This window comes from Vibrio mytili (genome assembly GCF_049563345.1).
GTDB classification, from domain to species: domain Bacteria; phylum Pseudomonadota; class Gammaproteobacteria; order Enterobacterales; family Vibrionaceae; genus Vibrio; species Vibrio mytili.
The window spans coordinates 1,998,781-2,022,037 of the sequence record NZ_CP110481.1; the positions used below are offsets into that span (position 1 = coordinate 1,998,781).

25 protein-coding genes are annotated in these 23,257 nt (G+C 46.4%); 1 reads left to right on the forward strand and 24 read right to left on the reverse strand.

The window, feature by feature from the left end:
• Positions 1–3 precede the first annotated feature (3 nt).
• The 14 genes from ccmB to flhA all read right to left on the reverse strand — a co-directional run bounded on the left by ccmB (position 4) and on the right by flhA (position 14,609).
• Complete coding sequence (ccmB, locus tag ONE56_RS09160) at positions 4–672, reverse strand: heme exporter protein CcmB (protein WP_041155670.1); 669 nt, start codon at positions 670–672, stop codon at positions 4–6.
• 1 nt (position 673) lies between these two features.
• Positions 674–1,291 carry a cytochrome c biogenesis heme-transporting ATPase CcmA gene (ccmA, locus tag ONE56_RS09165; protein ID WP_423839713.1) on the reverse strand — a complete coding sequence of 206 codons (618 nt, stop codon included), beginning with the start codon at positions 1,289–1,291 and terminating at the stop codon, positions 674–676.
• A gap of 261 nt (positions 1,292–1,552) precedes the next feature.
• Positions 1,553–2,044: a DUF2802 domain-containing protein gene (locus ONE56_RS09170; RefSeq protein WP_331437339.1), complete on the reverse strand. Its 492-nt coding sequence runs from the start codon at positions 2,042–2,044 to the stop codon at positions 1,553–1,555.
• Between the two features lie 14 nt (positions 2,045–2,058).
• Positions 2,059–2,553 (reverse strand): chemotaxis protein CheW, encoded by a 495-nt coding sequence (locus ONE56_RS09175; RefSeq protein ID WP_041155667.1) that lies wholly within the window; start codon positions 2,551–2,553, stop codon positions 2,059–2,061.
• Between the two features lie 35 nt (positions 2,554–2,588).
• Positions 2,589–3,638 (reverse strand): chemotaxis protein CheW, encoded by a 1,050-nt coding sequence (locus tag ONE56_RS09180; protein ID WP_423839714.1) that lies wholly within the window; start codon positions 3,636–3,638, stop codon positions 2,589–2,591.
• Positions 3,628–4,407 carry a ParA family protein gene (locus ONE56_RS09185; protein WP_041155665.1) on the reverse strand — a complete coding sequence of 260 codons (780 nt, stop codon included), beginning with the start codon at positions 4,405–4,407 and terminating at the stop codon, positions 3,628–3,630. Before ONE56_RS09185 ends, ONE56_RS09180 begins: the two co-directional genes overlap by 11 nt.
• A gap of 8 nt (positions 4,408–4,415) precedes the next feature.
• Positions 4,416–5,534, reverse strand: a complete 1,119-nt coding sequence (locus tag ONE56_RS09190) for a protein-glutamate methylesterase/protein-glutamine glutaminase (protein WP_423839715.1) — start codon at positions 5,532–5,534, stop codon at positions 4,416–4,418.
• 92 nt (positions 5,535–5,626) lie between these two features.
• Entirely contained in the window at positions 5,627–7,870 is a 2,244-nt protein-coding gene (locus ONE56_RS09195) for a chemotaxis protein CheW (RefSeq protein ID WP_423839716.1), read from the reverse strand.
• Between the two features lie 9 nt (positions 7,871–7,879).
• Positions 7,880–8,623: a protein phosphatase CheZ gene (locus ONE56_RS09200; protein ID WP_331437334.1), complete on the reverse strand. Its 744-nt coding sequence runs from the start codon at positions 8,621–8,623 to the stop codon at positions 7,880–7,882.
• Positions 8,624–8,878: 255 nt separating this feature from the next.
• Positions 8,879–9,247 (reverse strand): chemotaxis response regulator CheY, encoded by a 369-nt coding sequence (gene cheY / locus ONE56_RS09205; protein WP_017635949.1) that lies wholly within the window; start codon positions 9,245–9,247, stop codon positions 8,879–8,881.
• Positions 9,248–9,292: 45 nt separating this feature from the next.
• Positions 9,293–10,027, reverse strand: coding sequence for an RNA polymerase sigma factor FliA (locus ONE56_RS09210; RefSeq protein WP_041155662.1), 735 nt, complete (start codon positions 10,025–10,027; stop codon positions 9,293–9,295).
• Complete coding sequence (locus ONE56_RS09215; RefSeq protein WP_423839717.1) at positions 10,020–10,907, reverse strand: MinD/ParA family protein; 888 nt, start codon at positions 10,905–10,907, stop codon at positions 10,020–10,022. Before ONE56_RS09215 ends, ONE56_RS09210 begins: the two co-directional genes overlap by 8 nt.
• 14 nt (positions 10,908–10,921) lie before the next feature.
• Positions 10,922–12,466 (reverse strand): flagellar biosynthesis protein FlhF, encoded by a 1,545-nt coding sequence (gene flhF / locus ONE56_RS09220; protein WP_423839718.1) that lies wholly within the window; start codon positions 12,464–12,466, stop codon positions 10,922–10,924.
• A gap of 73 nt (positions 12,467–12,539) precedes the next feature.
• Entirely contained in the window at positions 12,540–14,609 is a 2,070-nt protein-coding gene (gene flhA / locus ONE56_RS09225; RefSeq protein ID WP_280806717.1) for a flagellar biosynthesis protein FlhA, read from the reverse strand.
• On the opposite strand from flhA, the gene ONE56_RS09230 reads away from it, so the two are divergent.
• On the forward strand, positions 14,503–14,724 hold the full coding sequence (locus ONE56_RS09230) for a hypothetical protein (RefSeq protein WP_245228398.1): 222 nt from the start codon (positions 14,503–14,505) through the stop codon (positions 14,722–14,724). The genes flhA and ONE56_RS09230 overlap by 107 nt on opposite strands.
• A 152-nt stretch (positions 14,725–14,876) precedes the next feature.
• On the opposite strand, the gene flhB is transcribed toward ONE56_RS09230, so the two are convergent.
• The 10 genes from flhB to fliJ all read right to left on the reverse strand — a co-directional run bounded on the left by flhB (position 14,877) and on the right by fliJ (position 23,257).
• Positions 14,877–16,007, reverse strand: a complete 1,131-nt coding sequence (gene flhB / locus ONE56_RS09235; RefSeq protein ID WP_041155659.1) for a flagellar biosynthesis protein FlhB — start codon at positions 16,005–16,007, stop codon at positions 14,877–14,879.
• A gap of 14 nt (positions 16,008–16,021) precedes the next feature.
• Positions 16,022–16,804: a flagellar biosynthetic protein FliR gene (gene fliR / locus ONE56_RS09240; protein ID WP_423839719.1), complete on the reverse strand. Its 783-nt coding sequence runs from the start codon at positions 16,802–16,804 to the stop codon at positions 16,022–16,024.
• An 8-nt stretch (positions 16,805–16,812) separates the two neighbouring features.
• Positions 16,813–17,082, reverse strand: a complete 270-nt coding sequence (gene fliQ, locus ONE56_RS09245) for a flagellar biosynthesis protein FliQ (protein ID WP_331437329.1) — start codon at positions 17,080–17,082, stop codon at positions 16,813–16,815.
• Between the two features lie 25 nt (positions 17,083–17,107).
• Positions 17,108–17,977 carry a flagellar type III secretion system pore protein FliP gene (fliP, locus tag ONE56_RS09250; RefSeq protein ID WP_331437328.1) on the reverse strand — a complete coding sequence of 290 codons (870 nt, stop codon included), beginning with the start codon at positions 17,975–17,977 and terminating at the stop codon, positions 17,108–17,110.
• Complete coding sequence (fliO, locus tag ONE56_RS09255) at positions 17,964–18,395, reverse strand: flagellar biosynthetic protein FliO (RefSeq protein WP_423839720.1); 432 nt, start codon at positions 18,393–18,395, stop codon at positions 17,964–17,966. Before fliO ends, fliP begins: the two co-directional genes overlap by 14 nt.
• Before the next feature lie 2 nt (positions 18,396–18,397).
• The gene (gene fliN / locus ONE56_RS09260; protein ID WP_423839721.1) at positions 18,398–18,808 is read right to left on the reverse strand and encodes a flagellar motor switch protein FliN; all 411 of its coding nucleotides are present in this window, start codon (positions 18,806–18,808) and stop codon (positions 18,398–18,400) included.
• Between the two features lie 45 nt (positions 18,809–18,853).
• The gene (fliM, locus tag ONE56_RS09265; RefSeq protein WP_041155656.1) at positions 18,854–19,900 is read right to left on the reverse strand and encodes a flagellar motor switch protein FliM; all 1,047 of its coding nucleotides are present in this window, start codon (positions 19,898–19,900) and stop codon (positions 18,854–18,856) included.
• A 7-nt stretch (positions 19,901–19,907) separates the two neighbouring features.
• On the reverse strand, positions 19,908–20,408 hold the full coding sequence (fliL, locus tag ONE56_RS09270) for a flagellar basal body-associated protein FliL (protein ID WP_423839722.1): 501 nt from the start codon (positions 20,406–20,408) through the stop codon (positions 19,908–19,910).
• Positions 20,409–20,456: 48 nt separating this feature from the next.
• Positions 20,457–22,529 carry a flagellar hook-length control protein FliK gene (locus tag ONE56_RS09275; RefSeq protein WP_423839723.1) on the reverse strand — a complete coding sequence of 691 codons (2,073 nt, stop codon included), beginning with the start codon at positions 22,527–22,529 and terminating at the stop codon, positions 20,457–20,459.
• Between the two features lie 284 nt (positions 22,530–22,813).
• Positions 22,814–23,257 carry a flagellar export protein FliJ gene (gene fliJ, locus ONE56_RS09280; protein WP_041155653.1) on the reverse strand — a complete coding sequence of 148 codons (444 nt, stop codon included), beginning with the start codon at positions 23,255–23,257 and terminating at the stop codon, positions 22,814–22,816.

The following is a 23,257-nucleotide window of genomic DNA, read 5'->3' on the forward strand; positions in this document are numbered from 1 at the left end:
GAGTTAATTAACACTAACTCGTAGTGCGGCACTGATAGCAAAAGGCGTTAATGTCATCGCGCCCATAAGCATCGCACCTAATATTGCTAATTGACCGTTATACGCCATACCGAGTGCAGCAGCATCAATTGCCGATGTTGCAAAAATCAAAATTGGGATATAGAGCGGAAGAATAAGCAAACTTAACAGTACGCCGCCCTTTTGTAACCCAACTGTTAGGGCAACACCAATCGCCCCAATAAAACTTAGCGTCGGAGTACCGATCATCAAAGTCAACACAACCGATAGCCAAGTATTGAAATCGAGCGAAAGTAACACCGCCAATAATGGGCTAATCAGGATAAGAGGCAATCCCGTTAATAACCAATGTGCTATGACCTTTGAAACCACTACTAGTTGCAATGGCATTGGCATTAACATCATCTGTTCCAATGCACCATCTTGAAAATCATCACGAAACAGGCGCTCCAATGATAATAAGGCAGATAGTAATGCGGCAACCCAAACAATGCCCGCTGCAATACGTGCTAACAAATTTGGTTCAGGCCCAATACTGAGAGGAAACAAGGTAATGACAATAATAAAAAACCACAGTGGGTTTAAAATATCGGCCTGACGACGAAACGCGATTAACAATTCGCGGCGAATGATGGTGGTCATCGATGCAATCATATCAATCACCCAATTTGATTTTTCTAAGCTTTGGACTGACCGCAAACATGTCTTGGTGCGTGGTTAATATCACGATGCCCCCATTATCAACATGACGCATGAATAAGGTTTCAAGAACCTTAACACCTTGCTTATCAATTGCCGTGAGTGGTTCATCTAAAATCCATAAAATTTGTTTACTCAACCACAATCTTGCTAAGGCGACTCGTCTTTGTTGACCAGCGGATAGTTTTGCAACAGGCACTTCTTCTCGCCCAGCCAGCCCGACTTGCGTTAACGCCGAAAAAATCTCTTCATCAGAGGCGCTGTTATTTTGAATCGATTGATAGAAACGGAGGTTTTCTAACGCGGTGAGTTCTCGTTTAATGCCTGTTTGATGCCCAAGAAAAAGCAAATCTTGATGGAAAATATCACGTGATTTTTCAATCTTTTCGCCTTTCCATTTGATGAAGCCTTCTTCTCTGTCTCCTATTCCGGTTATGATGCGAAGCAAAGTGGTTTTACCTGTACCATTACGCCCTTCGATCTGGACTAATTCACCCGGCTTAATGTTAAATTCTAGGTTTTCAAACAATACCCTTTCATCACGAATCGCGGTCAGGTGAGAGACTTCTAACATAGGGGATCAACTAAAAAACAAACGGGCTGCAATAGTATCACAGCTTACTTGCTACGAAACAGGATTATGGGCAAGACAGAATCGTAAGTTCCTGTATTTTTGTTAACTTATCATCACATTTTTATAAAAATAACCACAATTGGCTACCTCTAGACATAATGACTTGTTCAGGACAGTAGTAGGATCAGAACGCTTCTCGTTAGGGATAGCATCTAGAAAATGCAAGGCACAAAAAAAGAAGCCTAAGCTTCTTTTTAATTTTTAACGTCGTCGACCACGACCTGGCTGGCTGGCGCTCTCCGTAGGCTGACCACTCAATGGCGGAACTTTTTCTTGCCCCGCTAATTTCTTTTGCAGTGAGAGCATTAACTCAGCTTCGGCCTTGGGTAACTCACACTCTTCAATCAGTTCATTGATATCTGCACCTAGTTGAACCATCTTGGACGCTCGGCTATACAAACGGCCGTCCGTATCAGCATGCTCCAACTCGCGGATTCGTTCATTGAGGTGTTTCAGAATGTCTTGCTGCTCTGTGACCTTTTGGCCTAAGCCAACCACCACTGAGCGAACTTCAAGCAACTGCTTAGTTAGCTTTTCGACTTCTTTGTCTGCATTTCGTGCATGCTTTCGCTGTTGATCAAGTTGCCTTTGCAAAACTGAGCGAGAGCGCATCTGCACAACAACCAAAACCAACAATATAAAAGCAATACCACCCGCAATGAATGGTAGTGACTGCAAGATTTGTTCAGCCATGTTTATTCAGCCAATTAAAGGTGAGCCATTTCATCCCACTCATCGTCACTTAGAAGCTTATTCAAGTCAACTAAGATCAGCAACTTACCGTCACGGTTGCTCACACCCTGGATAAATTTAGCACTTTCATCGGTACCGACAGAAGGTGTCGTATCTATTTCAGAAGAGCGTAGGTAAACAACCTCAGCAACACTATCAACTAAGATGCCAATAACTTGACGCTCCGACTCAATAACGATAATGCGCGTATTGTCCGTTACTTCACCTTCCATTAAGCCAAATCGTGACCGGGTATCAATAACCGTAACCACATTACCACGTAGGTTAATAATTCCCAGTACATAATCAGGAGCACCTGGAACGGGCGCAATTTCTGTGTAGCGAAGCACCTCACGCACTTGCATCACATTGATGCCGTAAGTTTCTTCCTCTAACTGGAACGTCACCCACTGAAGCACTTCGTCAGTCGATGCATCTTTCTTTACTTCTACTTCAAAAGCTTGAGACATAGTTAATCCTCGTTAATGTCGTTCCCGACCAAAATCTAATTCATTGATTTGACGTCTAAACCTGCGTTTAGCATGTCAATCAGTGCTTGAACATGAATCAAAGCACACATCTTTTCTTTCACCATACCCGCAAGCCAAGGGCGTTTGCCAGGCAGTTCCCGCCAACGAACTTTGTCGACGTTTAGGGTTTCCGTTCCCATCAACTGATGGCTAGCTAATCCCCACATGCTTTCTCCGAGCATGACAACGTACTGGTAGCTCTCTTTATAATGTTCATCTAGCAATTTGTCTGCCATCACCCACTTTGCAGTATCGACAACATCAAATTTCTGTTCGCGACTGGCTTGCAGCCCAAGATACCAAGCGGGTTTTCCGATCAAGTGATTCAATTCACTGATACGATGAATGCCCCCTAGCTCATCTAGTGGTACAGCAAACGTTACATTATTCACATCGAAATAAAGGACTTGAAAGTCTGTATTTCTTGCAGTGCTTTCCCAACCAATTGGAATCTCACTGCCCGCTTGTGTCTCGAGTTCAACTTGTGCCTCGAGTTCAACTTCCGTATGTTGTTCGGTGTCGATTTCTTGTTCTTTGACTGGCTCAAGGTCTGCAACCTGAGTCGATATCGTTGCAACTGCAGGCTCTTCGATGACCCAATCTTGGATTTCATCGTTACACTCTTCGACGTCAACCAAGCTAACAACGTCTGGCTCAGCAGGTTTAGTCTCTGGGGCGATGTCGATGGTGTTTTGATGAAAGATGTCATCAATACCCAACTCAGCAACCACATTGGTCGACTCCAACTGGCTCAGTAACCTCTGCACATCTTCCAGGTTAGGGGCTTCCAACTCTGGTGGTGGCACTTGCAGCGGGTATCGCGCAGGTTCAGCATATTGCAACTGCACCTCTGGCTCTGGCTCTGGCTCTGGCTCTGGCTCTGGCTCTGGCTCTACAGATGATGACACACTCTCTACAACGTTAAGTGATTGGTCATCTTCCGTCAGCGTCATTTCTTCGCCAAGCAGCGCGTTAAAGTAATCATCCAGCGCTTGCTCACCGGAAAGTACGTTGTTACTGCTCATCTAACGCTAACCTCTCCAAGTAAATCAACAGTTGTTTGTAAGCAAACACACCTCGACTACCTGAAGCAAAATGAGAGGCAGGTAAACGTTTTAAGCTTGCGTCTCGAAACTTAGTGTCGATCGGTACCGCAGACGCCCAGACTTGATTCGGATAATCTCGCTTCAACTGAGTTAACGTCTGCAATGACGCACGAGTTCGCTTATCGTACATGGTCGGAACAATCGTCACTTTAAATCCACCCGGACGTGACTTCTGCATGATGGTTAACGTACGCATCATGCGCTCTAAGCCTTTCATGGCTAGGAATTCTGTTTGAACAGGAATCAAAATACGATCGCTAGCCGCCAAAGCATTAACCATCATTACTCCCAGAATAGGGGGGCAATCAATCAATACATAGTCATAATCTTGCGAGACCGCTTTGAGCGCGCGCTTTAATATCAACCCCATACCATTACGGTTACCCATAACACGATCTAGGGTCGCGAGCGACATATGAGCTGGAATCATGTCAATCCGCTCGATGTCAGTCTCTAATATCAGTGGCTTCACTACCTCTCGGGAAAATGCTTTTAGCTGAAACAGATCAAATAAGCTCGACGTCACTCCGTCAGGGTCGTAACCAAGGTAGGTCGTTAGCGAAGCGTGAGGATCGGTGTCGACCAAGAGTACACGATGACCTTGTTGGCTCAGTAGCCCTGCAAGGGTCACTGTAGATGTGGTTTTGCCCACCCCGCCTTTTTGGTTAGCTACACTCCAAACAATCATGATTATTCCTACGCCAAACCTACTTCGATCAAGATACGCTCAGAAATACGCTCAAGTGGCAAATCTTCGCTAGAGATCCCTGCCTTTGCAACCGCCTGCGGCATACCATAGACAACACAGCTTTCTTCGTCTTGCGCCCAAATCGTTGAGCCAGCAGATTTCAACATGCGTGCACCTTCTCGACCATCTGCTCCCATACCAGTAAGCACCATCGAAAGGACTTTATCGCCGTATACTTTGGCGGCCGAGCCAAACGTCACATCAACGCATGGCTTGTAGTTCATACGCTCACCACCGTCAATGATACGTAATCGAGCCGCACCGGCACGGCCATCGACCATCATCTGCTTACCACCGGGGGCCAAATAAGCCACACCAGGCTTGAGCACATCGCCATCTTGCGCTTCTTTCACTTGTATTTTACACAAAGAATTCAAACGACTAGCAAACGCGGCAGTAAAGGTTGCAGGCATGTGTTGAATCAGCACGATGGGATGAGGGTAATTCATCGGCAAGCGAGTCAAAATCTTTTGCAAAGCCACTGGACCGCCCGTGGAGGTACCGATCGCCGTCAACTGATACTTTTTACCCGAGGCACGAAACTTAGTCGCAACCGCACGAGCCGCGGAGGTGACAGGTGCTGAGGCAGCGACACGACTTGAGCTCAGTTTCGTCGACGATGCTAAAGGTGATGTTGCTGTCCTTGCCATTGGTCGGCGCAAAAATGCACGTTTAGAGGCAATTTGAATAACGCGTTGTTGAAGTAACGAAACGGCTTCGTCACGGTTACGTGCGATGTCTTCAAACTTTTTAGGCAAGAAATCCAATGCGCCAGCATCTAGCGCATCTAACGTTGCTTTCGCTCCATCATGCGTCAAAGAAGAAAACATTAGGATCGGTGTTGGACAAGCTGCCATGATCTCACGTACAGCCGTGATGCCATCCATCACTGGCATTTCGATGTCCATCGTAATGACGTCTGGCTTAAGAGACTTGGCTTTCTCTACAGCCTCTCGACCGTTGACCGCAACATCGATCACTTCCAAGCGCGTTTCAGAGTTAATGATTTCACTAACACGGCGTCGGAAAAAGCTCGAATCATCAACTACCAGTACTTTAATCGCCATTTTATTCCTTTTATAACTATACGCTTATATAACTATTCGCTTATATAAGTACAGGCTTGTATAAATAACTACACGCTTGTATAAACAACCACTTATATGCGTGAAGCGGACGCGTATCGAGTCAATAAATCTGGCACATCTAAAATCAATGCGATGTGTCCATCACTGGTAATCGTTGCACCAGCCATGCCAGGAGTGCCTTGCAGCAACTTGTCCAATGGTTTTATCACCACCTCTTCCTGACCGATCAGTGTATCGACAACAAAACCAACACGTTGACTGCCAAGTTGCACAATCACGACGTGACCATGACCTGTACGTTGCTCAACATTTTTCGGTTTATTTGATAACCAGTTTTGTAAATAGAACAGTGGAATCGACTTATCACGGACAATAATCGTCAATTGACCATCCACCACGTTCGTGCGGCTTAAATCCAAATGGAAAATCTCGTTTACGGATGCTAGAGGCAGCGCAAACGGATGACCACCAACGCCCACCATTAAGGTCGGTAAGATGGCCAAGGTAAGCGGAACTTTGATGGTAATCTTGGTGCCTTTACCTAACTCAGAGTCAATATCTATCGAGCCATTTAGAGTATTGATTGCCGTTTTCACCACATCCATACCGACACCACGGCCCGAGATATCTGAAATTTTATCTTTGCTCGAGAAGCCCGGTGCAAAAATCAGATTGAAACACTCTTTATCCGTCAGACGAGCAGCGGCATCTTCGTCCATCATTCCACGTTTTACCGCAATACCACGAAGTTTGTTTGGATCCATACCACCGCCATCATCGACGATAGAAAGTTCAATATGATCGCCCTCTTGAGACGCAGCAAGAATAACCTTACCAGTGCGTGACTTTCCGGCTTCTAACCGCGCTTCTGGCATTTCAATGCCATGATCGACTGAGTTACGCACCAAGTGAATCAAAGGATCGGCCAATGCTTCCACAAGGTTTTTATCTAAGTCGGTTTCTTCACCGCGCATTTCGAGCACAATGTCTTTATTTAAGTTACGAGCGAGGTCACGTACGACACGCGGGAAGCGGCCGAACACTTTTTTGATTGGCTGCATGCGTGTTTTCATCACCGCACCCTGAAGATCCGCGGTAACGACATCTAGGTTCGAGACCGCTTTCGACATTTCTTCGTCGTTACTATTTAAGCCAAGGCTTAACAGTCGGTTACGCACCAGCACCAACTCGCCAACCATATTCATGATAGTATCAAGCGTTGATGTATCGACACGAACTGTCGCTTCTGCTTGCGGTTTTTTCACCACAGGCGCAGCAGCTTTCGCTTCTTCTTTTACCGCAACAGGTTGAGATTGTGCTTTTTCTTGCTTAGGCGCTTCTGCTTTCGGCGTCGTTATCGGTTGTTTTGGCTCGCTTGTCGGCGTTCTCGGAGGTGCACTATTTGCAGCGGCAGGCTTGGTTGCAGCTTCTAGCTCTTCAAGCGTAGGGCCTTTGCCGGTGCCATGCAGCTCATCAAGTAGCTTTTCGAACTCTTCGTCAGTCATCAAGTCGCTGTCACTGTTATTTGCTGACGACGGTACCGAAGTCGACGCTGAAGGCGTTTCTGGCTTTGCGGGCTCAACAGGCTGAGAAGTAGACGCTGTCGGGCTTTTTCCTACTCCATGTAACTCATCTAATAGTTTTTCGAATTCGTCATCGGTGATATCACCGCTTTCCGTTGGAGAAGCGCTGCTTTGCTGCGATGTTACTGGCGTAGAAACTGGAGCACCAGGCGCCGAACCTTTCCCGTGCAGTTCATCAAGCAGTTTTTCGAATTCGTCCTGTGTAATTTCATCCACAGAACCCACGTTGGAGGTGGCTGCGGAAGCTTGTTCAGCAGGCTCGGCCGCTACAGGTTCTTCGACGACAGGCTCTTGAGCTGCAACAGGCGTGTCATTCACGGCCTCCGCTGCTTCTTGAGCCGACTCTGGCTTACATAAGCGATGAAGTTCTTCGAGCAAAGCGGGATCCGCAGCTTGCAGAGTTTCACGCTCTTGAACGGCTTGGAATTGAGTATTCACCGTATCAAGTGCTCTGAGCATGGTGTCCATCAGGCTTTGAGTCACCGTGCGTTGTCCGTTTCTCAATACGTCAAACACGTTTTCGGCGCCATGACAGGTATCCACTAGTTCAGCTAAAGACAGGAAGCCCGCACCACCTTTAACCGTGTGGAAGCCGCGGAAAATCGCATTAAGTAAATCTTTGTCTTCTGGGTTATTTTCCAATTCAACCAACTGCTCAGAGAGCAGTTCGAGAATTTCTCCAGCTTCAATAAGAAAATCCTGAAGAATATCTTCGTCTAAATCGTAGCTCATACGTTACCTTTAAAATCCAAGACTGGACAGCAAGTCGTCGACTTCGTCCTGCGATGAAACCGCATCTTCTCTTTGTTCCGGATGAAGAATAGGGCCTTCAGCTTCGCTTGATGATGGTTTAGTCTTTTTATCTGCTGATTCTGGTAAAACTTGAGACTGGTCATCACTTTTGTTACCAGAAAATACGGTAAGAATTTCCACTAAACGGCCTTCAACTTCTTCCACGAGTGTAATAACTCGGCGAATAATTTGTCCCGTTAAGTCTTGAAAGTCTTGCGCCATAAGAATTTCTGTCAGTTGGCCGCGTAGTTCTGTGCTATCCCCTTCCACCTGAACCAATAATTCATCGATACGGTGGCAAAGTGCTTTGAATTCACTTAATTCGATACGGCCATGCATCAACTCGTTCCATTGGGGACGAACTTGTTGTAAGCAGTCATTCAAGTTATCAGCAATGGGAAAGCAGCAGTCCACCGCATCCATTGTCTTGTTTGCCGCGAGCTCAGTTTTTTCGATGACGTAGTTAAGACGATCCCTGGCATCTGGGATTTCATCTTTTGCGATTTCCGTCATACGTTGATCGAGATTGAAATGCTTTAACGAATCGTGAAGGTCACGAGTTAATAGTCCAATCTCTTGCAGCATTGGACTTCCCGCACCTTCATATATAGAGGCAACGAGCATATTTGCTTGCTCTTGTTGCCCCTTTTCTAGCATCTGCACGAGCGATTTGGCTTGCTCTAGTGAGATCATTCTGAATAGATCCTTTTACGTTTATACCAATTCCGGTCATTCCATTGCAGAAAAGTGCACAGAACAATTACCGAGAGCGGAAAAGCGTTTTGAGTGGCTTTCACTTCTAAGACACGCGCATTTTCCCAACAAGATTGATGTGGTAATCACTGGGGTTGGTATGAGTTCTTCCTATCATTGTAAAACGCCAGACGAGCCATTGTTTAAGTGGGTAATAATTAGTATGAACGACTCGAATAACTAAGATGGCTAGGGTTATAAACGCTCAAAAATTTTGTCTAATTTTTCTTTTAATGTTGCAGCCGTAAATGGTTTAACAATGTAACCATTAACCCCGGCTTGAGCTGCCTCGATGATCTGCTCACGTTTTGCTTCCGCAGTGATCATAAGAACCGGCAGGTGCTTTAGTTCTGCGTCTGCTCGAATGTGTTTTAGCAAATCGATGCCTTGCATACCTGGCATATTCCAGTCAGTTACTACAAAATCGAAGTCACCTTTTTTCAACATTGGTAATGCCGTTAAACCATCATCCGCCTCTTGAGTGTTATTGAAACCCAAATCACGAAGCAGGTTTTTAACAATACGGCGCATCGTTGAGAAATCATCAACAATAAGGATCTTCATGTTTTTATTCAAAATTGCCTCCACTGAATCGTAAAGTCAGTGTTTTTAGTCATTTTGTGTCCACGCACTGAGCTTGGTACGTAAACGTTGCATCGATTGACTCAGTATTTGACTTACGCGAGATTCGCTTACGCCCAACACATCGCCAATCTCTTTTAAATTCAGTTCTTCGTCATAGTAAAGCGAAAGTACCAAAGCTTCCCGCTCTGGCAGTTGTTTTATTGAATCAACCAGTGCTTTTCGGAATGACTCATCAGCAACCCCTTTAAATGGGTTATTGTTGTCACTCTCATCCACAGGCGATATCACATCATCAGAGACACCTAAATCCTCAATACCAACAATTTTGGAGCTGTTAATATCGGTTAATGCGCTGTGATATTGATTCAATGTCATTTCTAGGTGCGCGGCAATTTCCGCATCGGTAGGGTCGCGGTTTAGCTTTCCTTCCAACTCGGCAATGGCTTGATTGATCTCGCGGTTATTCTTATGAACGGATCGCGGCACCCAGTCGCCTTTACGCATGTCATCTAGCATGGCACCACGAATCCGGATACCTGCGTAGGTTTCAAAGCTTGCGCCTTTAGAACCATCATAATTCTGCTGAGCTTCGATAAGGCCAATCATACCGGCCTGTATTAAGTCATCGACTTGAACGCTCGGTGGTAAGCGTCCTAATAGGTGATGAGCAATACGCTTAACCAACACGGAGTAGCGCTCAATGAACGCTTGCTGGCTGTTAAATTTGCCATGTTGGTCATAGGTTATCGCTTTACTCACCAAAAGTGCCCTCTGCGTATTCTGTGCGGTTTAGTAGCCTTTCGACAAAAAACTCCAAGTGCCCACTTGGGGTTTTTGGCAATGGCCACGTCAATGCTTTGTTTGCCAGCGAGCTAATCGCCAAGGCTGCCGGTGAACGTGGAAACGCATCAACGACAATTTTCTGTCTTTTTACTGCCTGACGTACATTATCATCAAGTGGAATACATGCTACGAGTTCTAGGCCTACGTTCAAGAAGCGCTCTGTGACCAACGTCAACTTTGCAAATAATTCTCGACCTTCTCGGTAGCTTCTGACCATATTTGCAACGACTTTGAAGCGCTGAACTTGGTGTTCCTTACTGAGTAGCTTCATTAATGCATATGCATCAGTGATCGACGTTGGCTCGTCACAGACGACGACAACGACATCTTGAGCGGCACGTGAAAAGCTGATGACCATGTCAGAAATGCCTGCGGCGGTATCAATGAGCAACACGTCCATCTCTTCTTCTAAGCTTCCAAATGCCCGAATGAGACCCGCATGTTGCGCGTGAGACAACTCCGTCATACTTTGCGTACCTGATGTCGCAGGGATGATTTTTATCCCGTATGGCCCCTCGACAACCGCATCTTTCAATTCACACTCGCCAGAGAGGACATGCCCTAAGTTGCGCTTAGCGCGAATACCGAGCATGACATCCACATTTGCTAAGCCTAGGTCAGCATCAAGAACCATTACCTTCTTGCCTTGACGAGCCATACAAATCGCCAAACCCAATGTTACGTTTGATTTACCCACACCGCCTTTGCCGCCTGTAACCGCAATTACTTTCGTCAACGATGGTTGTGTTAAGCGACGGAGGCCGCTTGCTTGATCGTTTATCATATTATCAGTCATAGTAGTCCGCCGCCCTAGAGTCCTTCGTTGTCACTGTTCCAAAAGTGAGGTTCGTTCTCTGTCGACTTCTCTAACAGTTCATTCGCTTTCGCAAGCATATATTTGGGTTGAGCCATTACAATGTCTTCTGGTACCCGCTGACCATTAGCGATGTAGGCCACAGGCAATGCATTTTGAATCACCACACTGATGAACTCACCTAAACTCAGTGATTCATCAAGTTTGGTCATAATACAACCTGATAAAGGAATACGCCTAAAATGATCTAAGGTTTCTTGTAAAACACGACGTTGCGCTGTAGCGGGTAATACAAGGTAGCTGTGAATCACTTCACCGCTGTCTTGCATTAAGGTATCAAGCTGTTCCGTTAACCGAACATCTCGTTGGCCCATTCCAGCGGTATCGACCAAAATTAACTTTCTGTTTCGTAGCTGATATATAACATCGGCTAACTCATTAGAATCTTTAGCAACTTTTACGGGACAACCCATAATTCGGCCATAAATTGACAATTGCTCATGCGCACCGATACGATACGTATCCGTTGTTACAAGCGCTACGTTGTCTGCACCATATTCCATGGCAGCTCGAGCGGCGAGTTTCGCGACCGTTGTCGTTTTACCAACGCCTGTCGGCCCAAGCAATGCTACAACACCACCACGTTTTAAAATATCCTTCTTTGGCACCGTTATTTGGTCTGCCACAAGGGAAAGTAGCGCTCTCCATGCTCGCGCTGGTTGCGTTTCTTCAGGAATATAGCACGCCATTTGATCGGCGAGTTCTGGAGAGATTCCCATCCGCTCTAAACGTTTGATCAACATTGCTCTTAGCGGTTCACGACGTTCAACTTCTTGCCACATTAACCCGGAAACTTGGTGCTCTAGCAAGCGACGAATCGAAACCATTTCTTCACGCATGTTTTCTAGTTCATCAACCGATTCAGTTCGCTCATCTGAAGGCCGGCGGCGATCATAACGTGTTGGATCTAATTTTGGTGTCGGGCGATCAAAACGTTCATCTTGAGCGATAAGTTTCGCCAGAGGAGAGTCCGGTTGATAAGGTGCTGGTTTATCTTGCTGATAGCCATCGCGATGCTTGTCTTGGCGTTGAAGTAACGCTGACAATGAATCTTCATTTTCAGCGGTATAGTCGTCTTCAGTACTCGCGCCAACACTGTATTGCTTGAGCATATTCGCGAACCGCTTTGTCATCGACCCCGATTTTTCGCTGCTGCTCGCTCCCTGTTGGCCGTAACGCTGCGAACGTTCACTATTTAGACTAATTTTGTCTTCGTCTAAATTGCGATGCTGGTAGCGCTCTGCCGAAGAAGAGGACATCTGACGATTTTCATTGTAACCATTTGCCTGAGATGCATTGCGACCCTTTTGTGCAGACGCACTTGCGGCTGACGGATTGGATTCATTATCGATCGCAGCGACGATGGCTACACCACCCGCTACTTTTTTATTCGACATGATCACCGCTTCCGCGCCGAGCTCCTCTTTTACTTGGAGCAGCGCCGTTCGCATGTCTTTGGCAAAAAATCGCTTTATTTTCAAACTATGAATCCACTAAAAATGCGTGAAGTTAGGGTCTACTGACCTTTGTTACTTGTTGTTCTTTGGGGCGGGCTTAGTTACCCACCGCTTGTACAATTCTTATCTGTTTTTCATCCGGAATTTCTTGATAAGACAGAACCCGGAGATTCGGTATCGTATTCTTGACAAATTTCGCCAGCGTTGAGCGCAATACGCCAGACGTTAGAAGCACCGCTGGTTCACCTTTAAGCTCTTGCTCTTGCGTTGCCTGACTCAATGAAGACTGCAATCGTTCCGCTAGTCCCGGCTCAATGCCCGCCGATTCACCACCTGAAGCTTGCATTGTTTGATGCAATATCTGTTCCAACTCAGGAATTAGGGTGATAACAGGCAACTCAGGCTCTATACCATTGATTTCTTGAACAATAAGTCGTTTTAAACTGATCCGCGCGGCGGCAGTCAAAATGTCAGGTTCTTGACTCTTACTCGAGTACTCGGACAGAGTTTGCACTATTGTTCGTATATCGCGAATGGGTATCGCTTCGTTAAGCAAGTTTTGTAGCACTTTCACCACCACGCCAAGTGCAAGCTGGTCAGGAACAAAATCTTCCACGAGTTTAGGCGCGCTACGGCTCAACATTTCCAGCAGGTTCTGTACTTCTTCGTGGCCAAGTAGCTGTGACGCATTATTAGTCAGCAACTGGCTCAAATGTGTCGCCAGTACAGTTGATGAATCCACCACGGTATAACCTAAGGCTTGAGCATGTTCACGCTGCTCTTCTCTAATCCAGACCGCTTCTAAGCCAAACGCTGGATCCATCGTCGGCTCGCCATCAATCATGCCGTAAACTTGACCAGGATTGATGGCCAACTCTAAATCGGGACGAATCTCGGCTTCGCCCACCGCCACACCCATTAAAGTAATGCGGTAACTGTTTGGGGTTAATTCAAGATTGTCACGGATGTGTACCGCAGGGATTAAGAAACCGAAGTCTTGAGATAACTTTTTTCGTACACCTTTTACCCGCTCAAGCAGTTCTCCACCTTGGTCGCGATCCACTAGTGGGATCAAACGGTAGCCCACTTCCAAACCGATAATATCTACTGGCTGGACATCATCCCAAGATAGTTCTCGCTGAGACCCTGACTCCTCACCACCTTCCGCTTTGACGGGAAGTGCTGGCTCACTCGCTTTCTGTTTTTGACGCTTACTAATGAAGTACGCGGTCACACCCGCGATCAGCGCCAAACTGAGAAAGGCAAAATGTGGCATACCAGGGACAATCCCCATAACGCCAAGTATCGCTGCTGTGATCATCAACGCTTTGGGGTTATCGAACAACTGGAACACCAGTTGTTCACCCATGTCCTCATCGGTATTTTGACGAGTCACCATCATCGCAGCGGCAATCGATAACAGTAGTGACGGAATTTGGGCAACAAGACCATCACCAATCGTTAGCAAAGTGTAGATCTCAATCGCTTCACCAAAGCCAAGATCGTACTGGGCCATACCGATAGAAAGGCCACCAATAATGTTAATAAACAGGATGAGAATCCCCGCAATCGCATCCCCTTTAACAAACTTCGACGCACCATCCATAGAGCCATAAAAGTCGGCTTCTTTGGTAACTTCAAAACGTCGAATACGCGCTTGTTCTTGGTCAATCAACCCTGCGTTTAAGTCAGCATCAATCGCCATTTGCTTACCAGGCAATGCATCAAGTGTAAAGCGAGCACTCACCTCTGAGATACGACCAGCACCTTTAGTAACGACCATGAAATTAATGATCATCAAAATCAAAAATACCACCAAGCCGACAGCGTAGTTACCACCGATGACCACGTTACCAAATGCTTCGATGACATTACCCGCAGCGTTACCCCCTTCATGACCGTTAAGCAGCACGACACGCGTCGAAGCAACGTTAAGTGCTAGACGTAATAACGTTGCGATAAGCAATACTGTCGGAAAAGCGGCAAAGTCTAGTGGCCGGCGTGTGTAAACCGTCACTAACAGGACCACCATCGCTAAGGCAATATTAAACGTGAAAAACATGTCCAGCAGGAACGCCGGAATCGGTAATACCACCATCGCCAACGTGGCCAAAACCATGACTGGCGCACCAATGGCTGGTATTTCTCGCTGGGGAATTCGTGGCAATTTGTCGGCAAAGGGCAGGCTTAACTTCATACTGCTGGATATCTCGATCGAATGTGAGCGGCACGTAAGTATCGATTTGGTGCGTATCGTTGGGGCTATCTACGTGTTCGCTTGACCTAACAACTTAGGTACTGTTGATAATTAGAGCAATTTAAGCAATCTACGTACCAGAATTTACGCCAAAATAATGACTAGCCGATAAACTAGGCACAGAGTGATGATTTATATGAAGAAAAATGACAACACACCGCAATCAGTCGGTACGTTTTAGTGGCGATGTTCAGTTGGAATAGGCAAGTCGTAATCTTGAAGTTTTGGTCGCTGCCCACCTCTTTTTCGATACTGCTTGAGCTGGAAAACAAACGCCAATACCTGGGCAACTGCGGTAAATAGACCATCAGGGATTTCCTGCTCAAGTTCAGTAGAATGATACAGTGCCCTTGCTAAAGGTGGCGCGGGCACAATGGCGATATCATGTTCACGAGCCACCTCTCTGATTTTCATCGCCATATGGTCGGTCCCTTTAGCAATAACAACTGGCGCGCGGTCGGTTTTCTGCTTATAGCGTAAAGCGACAGAGAAGTGCTCTGGGTTAGTGACGATAACATCCGCTTGTGGCACATCGGCCATCATGCGTCGCTGAGCCGCCTCTCTTTGCAACATCCGGATACGGCCTTTGACCTCAGGTTTACCTTCTGTCTCTTTGTATTCGTCCTTGATCTCTTGCTTAGTCATTTTGAGCTTGTCAGCGTGTTGCCAAATTTGGAATGGGATATCGATGGCGACAACAATCAGTAAAGAACAACTGATCAGCAGAACAAAATTGAGCAAGGTGTCCAGCGCATGGAAGATGTTTTGTGGATAAACATCCATGCTGAGTTGAATCAAGTCAGCTTGAGAAGCCTGAATCAGATATATTGCGACTCCGGTGACGAGCAAAATCTTAAGAATTGACTTTAGCAGTTCAACTAAACTTTGCATGCCAACCATGCGCTTCAAGCCGCTCAGTGGGTTCATTTTGGAAAGTTTGGGCGCAGCGGCTTGGGCGGAAAAACTGATACCGCCTACCCCGGCAGCGCCGATCATAGCGGCAACAAACAAGGTGGCGAGAACAAGAAACAGCGGGAACAGCAAATCTGTCATGGCACCCAGAGCAATATCAAACAATTTCGCGGAATCGAAAATCTCGTCGCGTTGCAGATCAAACAAGCGGCTCATGATAGAGAACAAAGAACGTGCCAAAGACTCACCAAACCACATCAGTGAAATCGCACCAACGATCAACACTGAAGCGGAAGCAAGCTCTTTAGACCGAGCGACCTGCCCCTTTTCTTTGGCCTGTTGCAGCCTTCGGGGCGTGGCGTCTTCGGTGCGTTCCTGACCGTCCGACTCTGCCAATGCTGTCTCCTAGCCTAACAATCCAAGCGGATGAGGCGACAAATCTGCTGTTCGCCCACCGCCCAGTACAGTTCATAGTGACTGTAAAGCCCAGCCAATATGTACCAACAAATTAATAACCCCACCATCAGCGCAAAGGCAAAACCAAGTGAAAAAATGTTTAACTGCGGTGCAGCGCGGGTCATGACACCAAACGACAAGTTAATGGTCAACAGGGCAATGATGCCCGACAGCGACATACTCAGTGCAGTTTTAAACATAATGCCTAACCAACCGGCCATCTCCCGAAAGTCGACAGTAGCGATCGTGCCAGAGCCTATCGGCAAAGTTTTGAAACTGAATACCACCAGTTGCAGCATTTTTAAATGTCCATCGGTCGCAAGAAAAAACATCGTGGTAAGGAACATAAAAAGTTGACCCAGCAAGGGCGTACTTTGACCATTAGCGGGGTCGACCATGGATGCGAAACCCAAACTCGATTGCATGCCGAGGATTTGCCCGAGCAAAACAAAGGTTTGAATCATAAATTGCGTCACCATGCCCATCGCCACCCCAATGATCATCTGCTCTGCGATAGCAATAAAACCACGAAATGAGACTAACTCAATATCTTGTGGGACGGCGGGAATCGCAGGCATCACGGCAAAAGTAATCGCCAGGCCAAGATAAAGACGAATGCGAGGCGAAACAAAACGTGCCCCTGTGACCGTCATAACCATTAACATGGAAGAGATTCGTACATAGGGCCAAAAGTAATTGGCTATCCAGTCTAAAATAATTTGGGTCGGATACTCCATACCAAACCCTAATAAAGCACTTGTGGCAGACGTTCAATCAAGCCGAAAAAATACTCCATCAACATTTGCGTCATCCAATGGCCAAACAACATTAACGCAAGCAAGGTAACAATTAAACGGGGTAAGAAACTTAACGTCTGTTCGTTGATTGAAGTGGCAGCTTGGAAAATAGCGACGACAAGACCAATCAACAAACTCGGAATAATGATGGCACAAACCATGATCAACACCATCCACAGTGCATCACGGAAAAGCTCGACAAACAATTCTGGAGTCATGTTTCTCCTCTTCTCTCTGCGCTATCTAAAGGGCAAAACTGCCCGCGAGTGTCGACAAGATCAAGTTCCAGCCATCGACTAGGACAAACAGCATCAACTTAAATGGCAGTGATACGATCATCGGCGACAGCATCATCATACCCATCGCCATCAGTACGGAGGCAACAACAAGGTCAATAATCAGAAACGGCAAAAACAACATAAAGCCAATTTGGAAAGCTGTTTTGAGCTCAGAGGTAATGAAGGCCGGAATCAATACGGCCATCGAAACATCTTCGGGGTTGTCAACTTGCTCCCCCGACATTTCAACAAAGGTCTCCAAATCCTTGATTCGAGTCTGCTTTAGCATGAAGGCTTTCATTGGTACTTGCGCATTATCAAACGCCTCACGTGCCGTCACTTGTTCATTCAAATAAGGCTGAATCGCGGTATCGTTGATCTCATTAAGCACAGGTGACATGATGAAAAAAGTCAAAAACAACGCAATACCAATGATCACTTGGTTCGACGGTGTTTGTTGTAACCCCATCGCCTGACGCAAAATCGACATCACGACGACAATTCGCGTAAATGATGTCATCAAAATAACCATTGCCGGCAAAAAGCCAAGCATAGTCATCAAGGCAAGAATCTGTAACGTAACCGAATAATCTTCACTGCCGTCCGGATTGGTTGTCATGGTAAACGCGGGAATTCCACCACCATTACCGACAGACATAGCACGACTTGCACCCGTATCACTTTCCATCGCCTGTACGGTTACACTGCTCCCCTCAGCCAAGTTATCAGGCAAAGTAGACTCTTCTGCCTGAGCAAAAGAGAGAGATGAAAACAGCAAGCCCACCAGCAACACAACGGTGCTAAAAAGCAGCCGGATTGAACTATCCTTTGTCATTTTTCTTTATCAGTTGGCTAAATTGACTCGCAAAAGCACTTGTCGCCAACGCTTCCTCTTTCAATGGCTGTTCTAATTTCGCTAAGGTTTGAATCGAGTGTGGGGTAATACCGACTAAAAACTGTTCCTCCCCAACCTGAACCACCGCGATGCGCTCTTTTGTCCCGACGGGAAGCTGACTTACAATACGTAACCCTTTGTTGCCTCCCATGGCTGGCACTTGCATGCGCTTGAGTAACCAAGCAAGCAAAAGAATGACGCCAATAACCAAAACCAGCGAACCGAGCGTTGCCACTAAATCAAAGCTACTTGGTGCCGACGGAGATTGAGTTGCAAACGCAGAAGCAGAAAAAACACTGAGCATTAAACTCAGTGCTCCAACGGTGTTTATCGGTATGACACGCAAAATTCGGCTCATCGTTAACGCAACTTTTTAATGCGTTCGGTTTGGCTGATCACGTCGGTTAAACGAATACCAAATTTGTCGTTTACCACCACCACTTCACCATGGGCAATCAGCGTTCCGTTAACCAGCACGTCCAACGATTCCCCCGCAAGACGGTCAAGTTCAACCACTGAACCTTGGTTCAGTTGCAATAAGTTTCGAATACTGATCTGTGAGCGCCCCACTTCCATGGATATCGTCACTGGGATATCCATGATGGTATCAAGCTTACGCCGCTCGTCATCAGTAATAGGGTTTGATGTATCTTTTAGTTCCTCAAGCGGGGCTGCCAATACTTCATCCACATCAATTGAAGGCGCAGAGGGATCTTCGCCCAGAGCGGCTGCCCATTCATCTGCTAGCTTTTGGTCGTCACTTGGTTCCATTGTTTTATCCTGTGTTTCTTCTAGGCCCAAACTCAGTAAGGCGTCTTAATCTTCAGTTTCGTCGTCTTTTTCAAGTTCAGACATGATGTCCTTACCTAAAAAAGCTAAATCAGTTTTTACTACGTGAGGACGTTCAATTTCTTCCGATATTTGCACGGCTAACTTTTCGTCAGAACGCCCCATTTTGACGCGATATGTCGGTAAATCTTCGACGAACATGGTCGCATGTTCAGGCATCACGATTGGAATCACATCACCCGTTTGCAGTTCCATTAGATCCCGTAGCGAGATGTTTTTTTCCAGTAAGTTGACGCGGAAGTTTACCGGACAATCCATAATCTCTTCACGCAGCGCAGAGCTCCAGCGAACGTCTGTTTCCATCTTGTCCGACTGTACACCGGCATCCAGTAGTTCTCGGATGGGCTCGACCATAGAGTAAGGCATAACCACATGGAAATCACCGCCACCACCATCCACTTCGATATGGAAGGAACTCACAACAATGACTTCTGTTGGGCTGACGATGTTGGCCATACTTGGATTCACTTCTGAATCGAGATATTCAAACTCGACGCCCATCACGGGTGACCAGGCTTCTTTGTAATCTTCAAAAACCACTTTGAGCAGTAACTGAATGATACGACGCTCTGTTGGAGTGAACTCTCGACCTTCGATTTTGGCATGGAACCGACCATCCCCACCAAAAAAGTTTTCTACCAGAATAAACACTAACCGTGCTTCCATGGTAATCAACGCCGTGCCTTTTAACGGTCTAAAGCGCACCATATTCAGACTGGTAGGAACATACAGAGTATTCTGGTATTCACCAAACTTCATCATCTGTACGCCATTAATCGACACTTCCGCTGTTTTTCTCAGCATGTTAAACAGGCTAATACGCATATGTCGCGCAAAACGTTCGTTAATAAGCTCGAGCGTCGGCATTCGACCACGTACAATTCGGTCTTGAGACGAGAAATCAAAATTAATCGCACCTTCCGTCTCGTTTTCTACCGGCTCATCAACGTCATCAACATCGTCAACGCCGTGCAAGAGTGCATCAATTTCGTCTTGGCTTAATAGATCAGTCACGTTTTACCTATTGAATTACAAAATCAGTGAACAGTACTTTCTCAATGACGGGCTTACCGACTGCTGCATTGAGTGCCGCTTTAATGTCTTCGGTTGCTCGATCGCGTAACTCCACACGCCCGTTAGGAGCACGCAATTGTTCAACGGTAGCAGTCGCGAACGTGGATATTAGTGCGCTCTCAATCAATGGGGAATGGTAACGGGCCAACTGCTCGTTTTCGCTGCCACGCACCATCAGCTGCGCTTTGATTTGAACTAACCTTGAGCGCGAATCTCCAGTGACATTAAACACAAAAGGCTGCGCAAGATTGACATACGCGATGGGCTTTGCCACCTCATCTTGTTGAGTGTTCTCAACTGACGCAGCTTGCTCCGTATTGTCTGAGTTCATAAAGAAGAACGCCGCTGCACCGCCGCCGCCCAGTAATACTACTAGCGCGATAATGATAATTATGAGCTTACCTTTACCTTTTGGGGCTTCCTCACCTTGTAGCTGTTGTTCTGCCATTATTGTCTCTTTTTTTGTTCTCTAAACTTGTAGTTATAATACAACGTGTTATGCGTAAAAGCTGATCCCATCACGCTTTTGCGCAACTTTCAAATCAAGATTAACGCCGCCATCGACACTTTCATCAGCAACGCCCGAAAAGCCTTGCTCTGAGCTACCTTGACCACTTCGGTGCGATGCCGCATACCCACTTTGCTGCTGACCACTACTTTGTTGCTGGACCGAGGAGTCTGCTAATTGCATCCCCTGCTGGGCAAGCATTTCTCGCAAACGCGGCAGTGTCTGTTCGATCATATCTCGAGCTTGTGGGTTGGTTACCGTAAAATGTACGTTAGCTAAGTCGTTATTCATGGTCATACGGATCTGCATACGACCTAGCTCGGGTGGGTCAAGACGAATATCAAGATTTTTTAGGTTCTTCGACATCATCATTTGGACTTTTTCCGCAACTTGGTCATTGGCAAGCTCTTTCGTCAATTGCAATGGGAGTTGCGCTTGTTGAGCGAAATCCACACGCGCTTGTTGAGGTGTCGCCACTCCTTGCTGGCCCGTAGCCGCTTGCAGTTGTCCGGCTAGACCATGCTGTGGTTCAATTTTGTCTTGCTTCTCCGTCGCCGCTTTCAACACGCCCGCTGTTGCCGTTAATGCTGCGCGACTGTCTTCATTATGGCTCACCATTTGAGCGGCTGAATGGACGTTTGCGGCCACTAATGCCTCCGGCATGACAGATAACGCTGATTTTTCTATATTGTTTACTGGTATCTGTAAAGCGGCTTGCTTCACATCTTGTGATACGAGTTGTGAAGCCGCTTGCGCCACCGCTGCTTGGGAGGAAGAGCGTACTGCAGGCTGATCCAAACGTGCTGCATTATGTTCTGAAATTGCTACTTTTAGCTCATTAGGCAAGGCAACAAACTGCGCCAACTCCTGTTCAGGAATATCCGCGACTAATTCACCTGTCTGTAAACCTTCAATGACGTCTATTTCTTGCGAGGTCAGTGGTTGACCTTGCGCTAGTTTGGTATCAATCAAATCCAGCATTTGTAACGGCACTGTCTGCACGAATTGTACAGGATTGAATTCACTTGATACCGCATCAATTGGCATGGTCACTGCCTGGGCGCTTGGCTTAACCTGATTTACGTCTTGTACATCGCTCATTTGCCACTCAATTGGAGATGACTTAACTTGCCGTTCAGTCATCTCAATCGGGTTCCCGTCTGAATCTAACACAGGTTTGACGAATGCTTGTGATTCAGAGTTCGCACCACTTTGTTCAGGCATCGGCGTAGTACCATCAGAAGTAAGCCCACTATTTGCTTGGGTCCCATTATTTGCTTGGGTTAGCTGGGTATTCGCATCAAGGGGCAAATTATTGCCATGCTTTTGTGCCATGTCATCAATGGCCACACTCGTAGAGCCAGACATAGCAACACCTAAATCCGTGGTATCAACACTTTTAGACTCTGGCGAAGTAGAAGCAAAGTTTTCAGCGCGAGAGTGACTCATTTCTTTCGCCTGAAGGGTTTGGTTTGCTTGCGATATACGGCCAAGCAACTGTTGTCCCTCACCCATTGCATCAGCAACGCTGTGAGCATCAACATCAGGCTCTTGAATGTGAGTTTTGACCTTTGCAGAGGCATTCAGGTTGCCTGTGTCGGCGTCAACGCTAGCGACAACGTTGTCACTGCCATTGACCTCGTCTTTAGCCGTTGGGGTTGCAACTGGATTTGAGGTTGTGGCTGAAATTGGGGTTGAATCTTGAACGGATTCAGGTGCGTCTTCAGTCAACAGTACATCTGCTGTTTGCGAGGCATGTTTGCCTTTACCATCGGACGGCATTTCTTGATTGGATGAAATGGTTTGACGAGATGAAGAGTCGTTACTTTCACCAGTTTTCGCTGCGCCCTGGGCCGTGAGCGTTTCTTGTGAATCGTCAGAGCTTTTAGCCGCGGCATCTAACTTAGCATTTGATTGTGCTGGCTTTTGCGCATCAGTAAATACTTCAGATAAGGTTTGCAAAAAACCTTGTTTCTCTGAGTTTTCTGCAGACGCTTTTGACGAAGGCTCGGATACTGAGCCTTTAGGAGTTGCAGAAGCACCAGACAAATTCACATTCATAGAAAACCTTCTCGTTCATAGCGCGCATCACGTTGCAGACGAATAGCGCGATAGAGGCATAAACCGTAAAATGACTGCTTAAATAAGTACATGATCACTGACTTATCCAGATTGGTATAAACCACATTGCTAAGGTTCGAATTTGATTTTCACGCCCTTGCAACACACTTACCATGCAGTTACCTTGCAAAAATTACGCCAATAAAAAAGTAAAATTCCTGACGGAAATAGACGGAATGTAAAGGTAGGCGTCAACAATGCCTCGCTATAAAAAATGCCTCGCTTTAAAAACGTTTTGGTTTTCTGCTATAGAGCAGTGTAGAGAACTCATCCATCAGCTTCTGGTCTCGCTTTGACTCAGCCAACTGTTTTTCTTTCGCTCGTTTTTCCATCATCCATTGGTAGGATTGACGTTCTTTACGCACGTTGAGCCAATATTGTTGGCAGTTCTCGACTTGTTCTTTGAAATGGTTTTCAGCTTGTTTCTGTTTGGATAAGGTTTCATCAAGCTGAGTCAGGAAACGATTTAAGTGGCCGTATTGGCTGGCGGTTAAACCCGCTTGACCTCGGTCCACCAACTGCTGGCAATAATCGAGACGATACTTCTCGATTTGCTCAACTTGCTGGTAATAACCTTCTAACTCAGCGCGTGCTTTGCTTAAAGCCAATACCGCTTGATCTTCTCGCTCTTTCGCCTGTTCGAGCAGGAAGTCCATTGCATTTTCCAT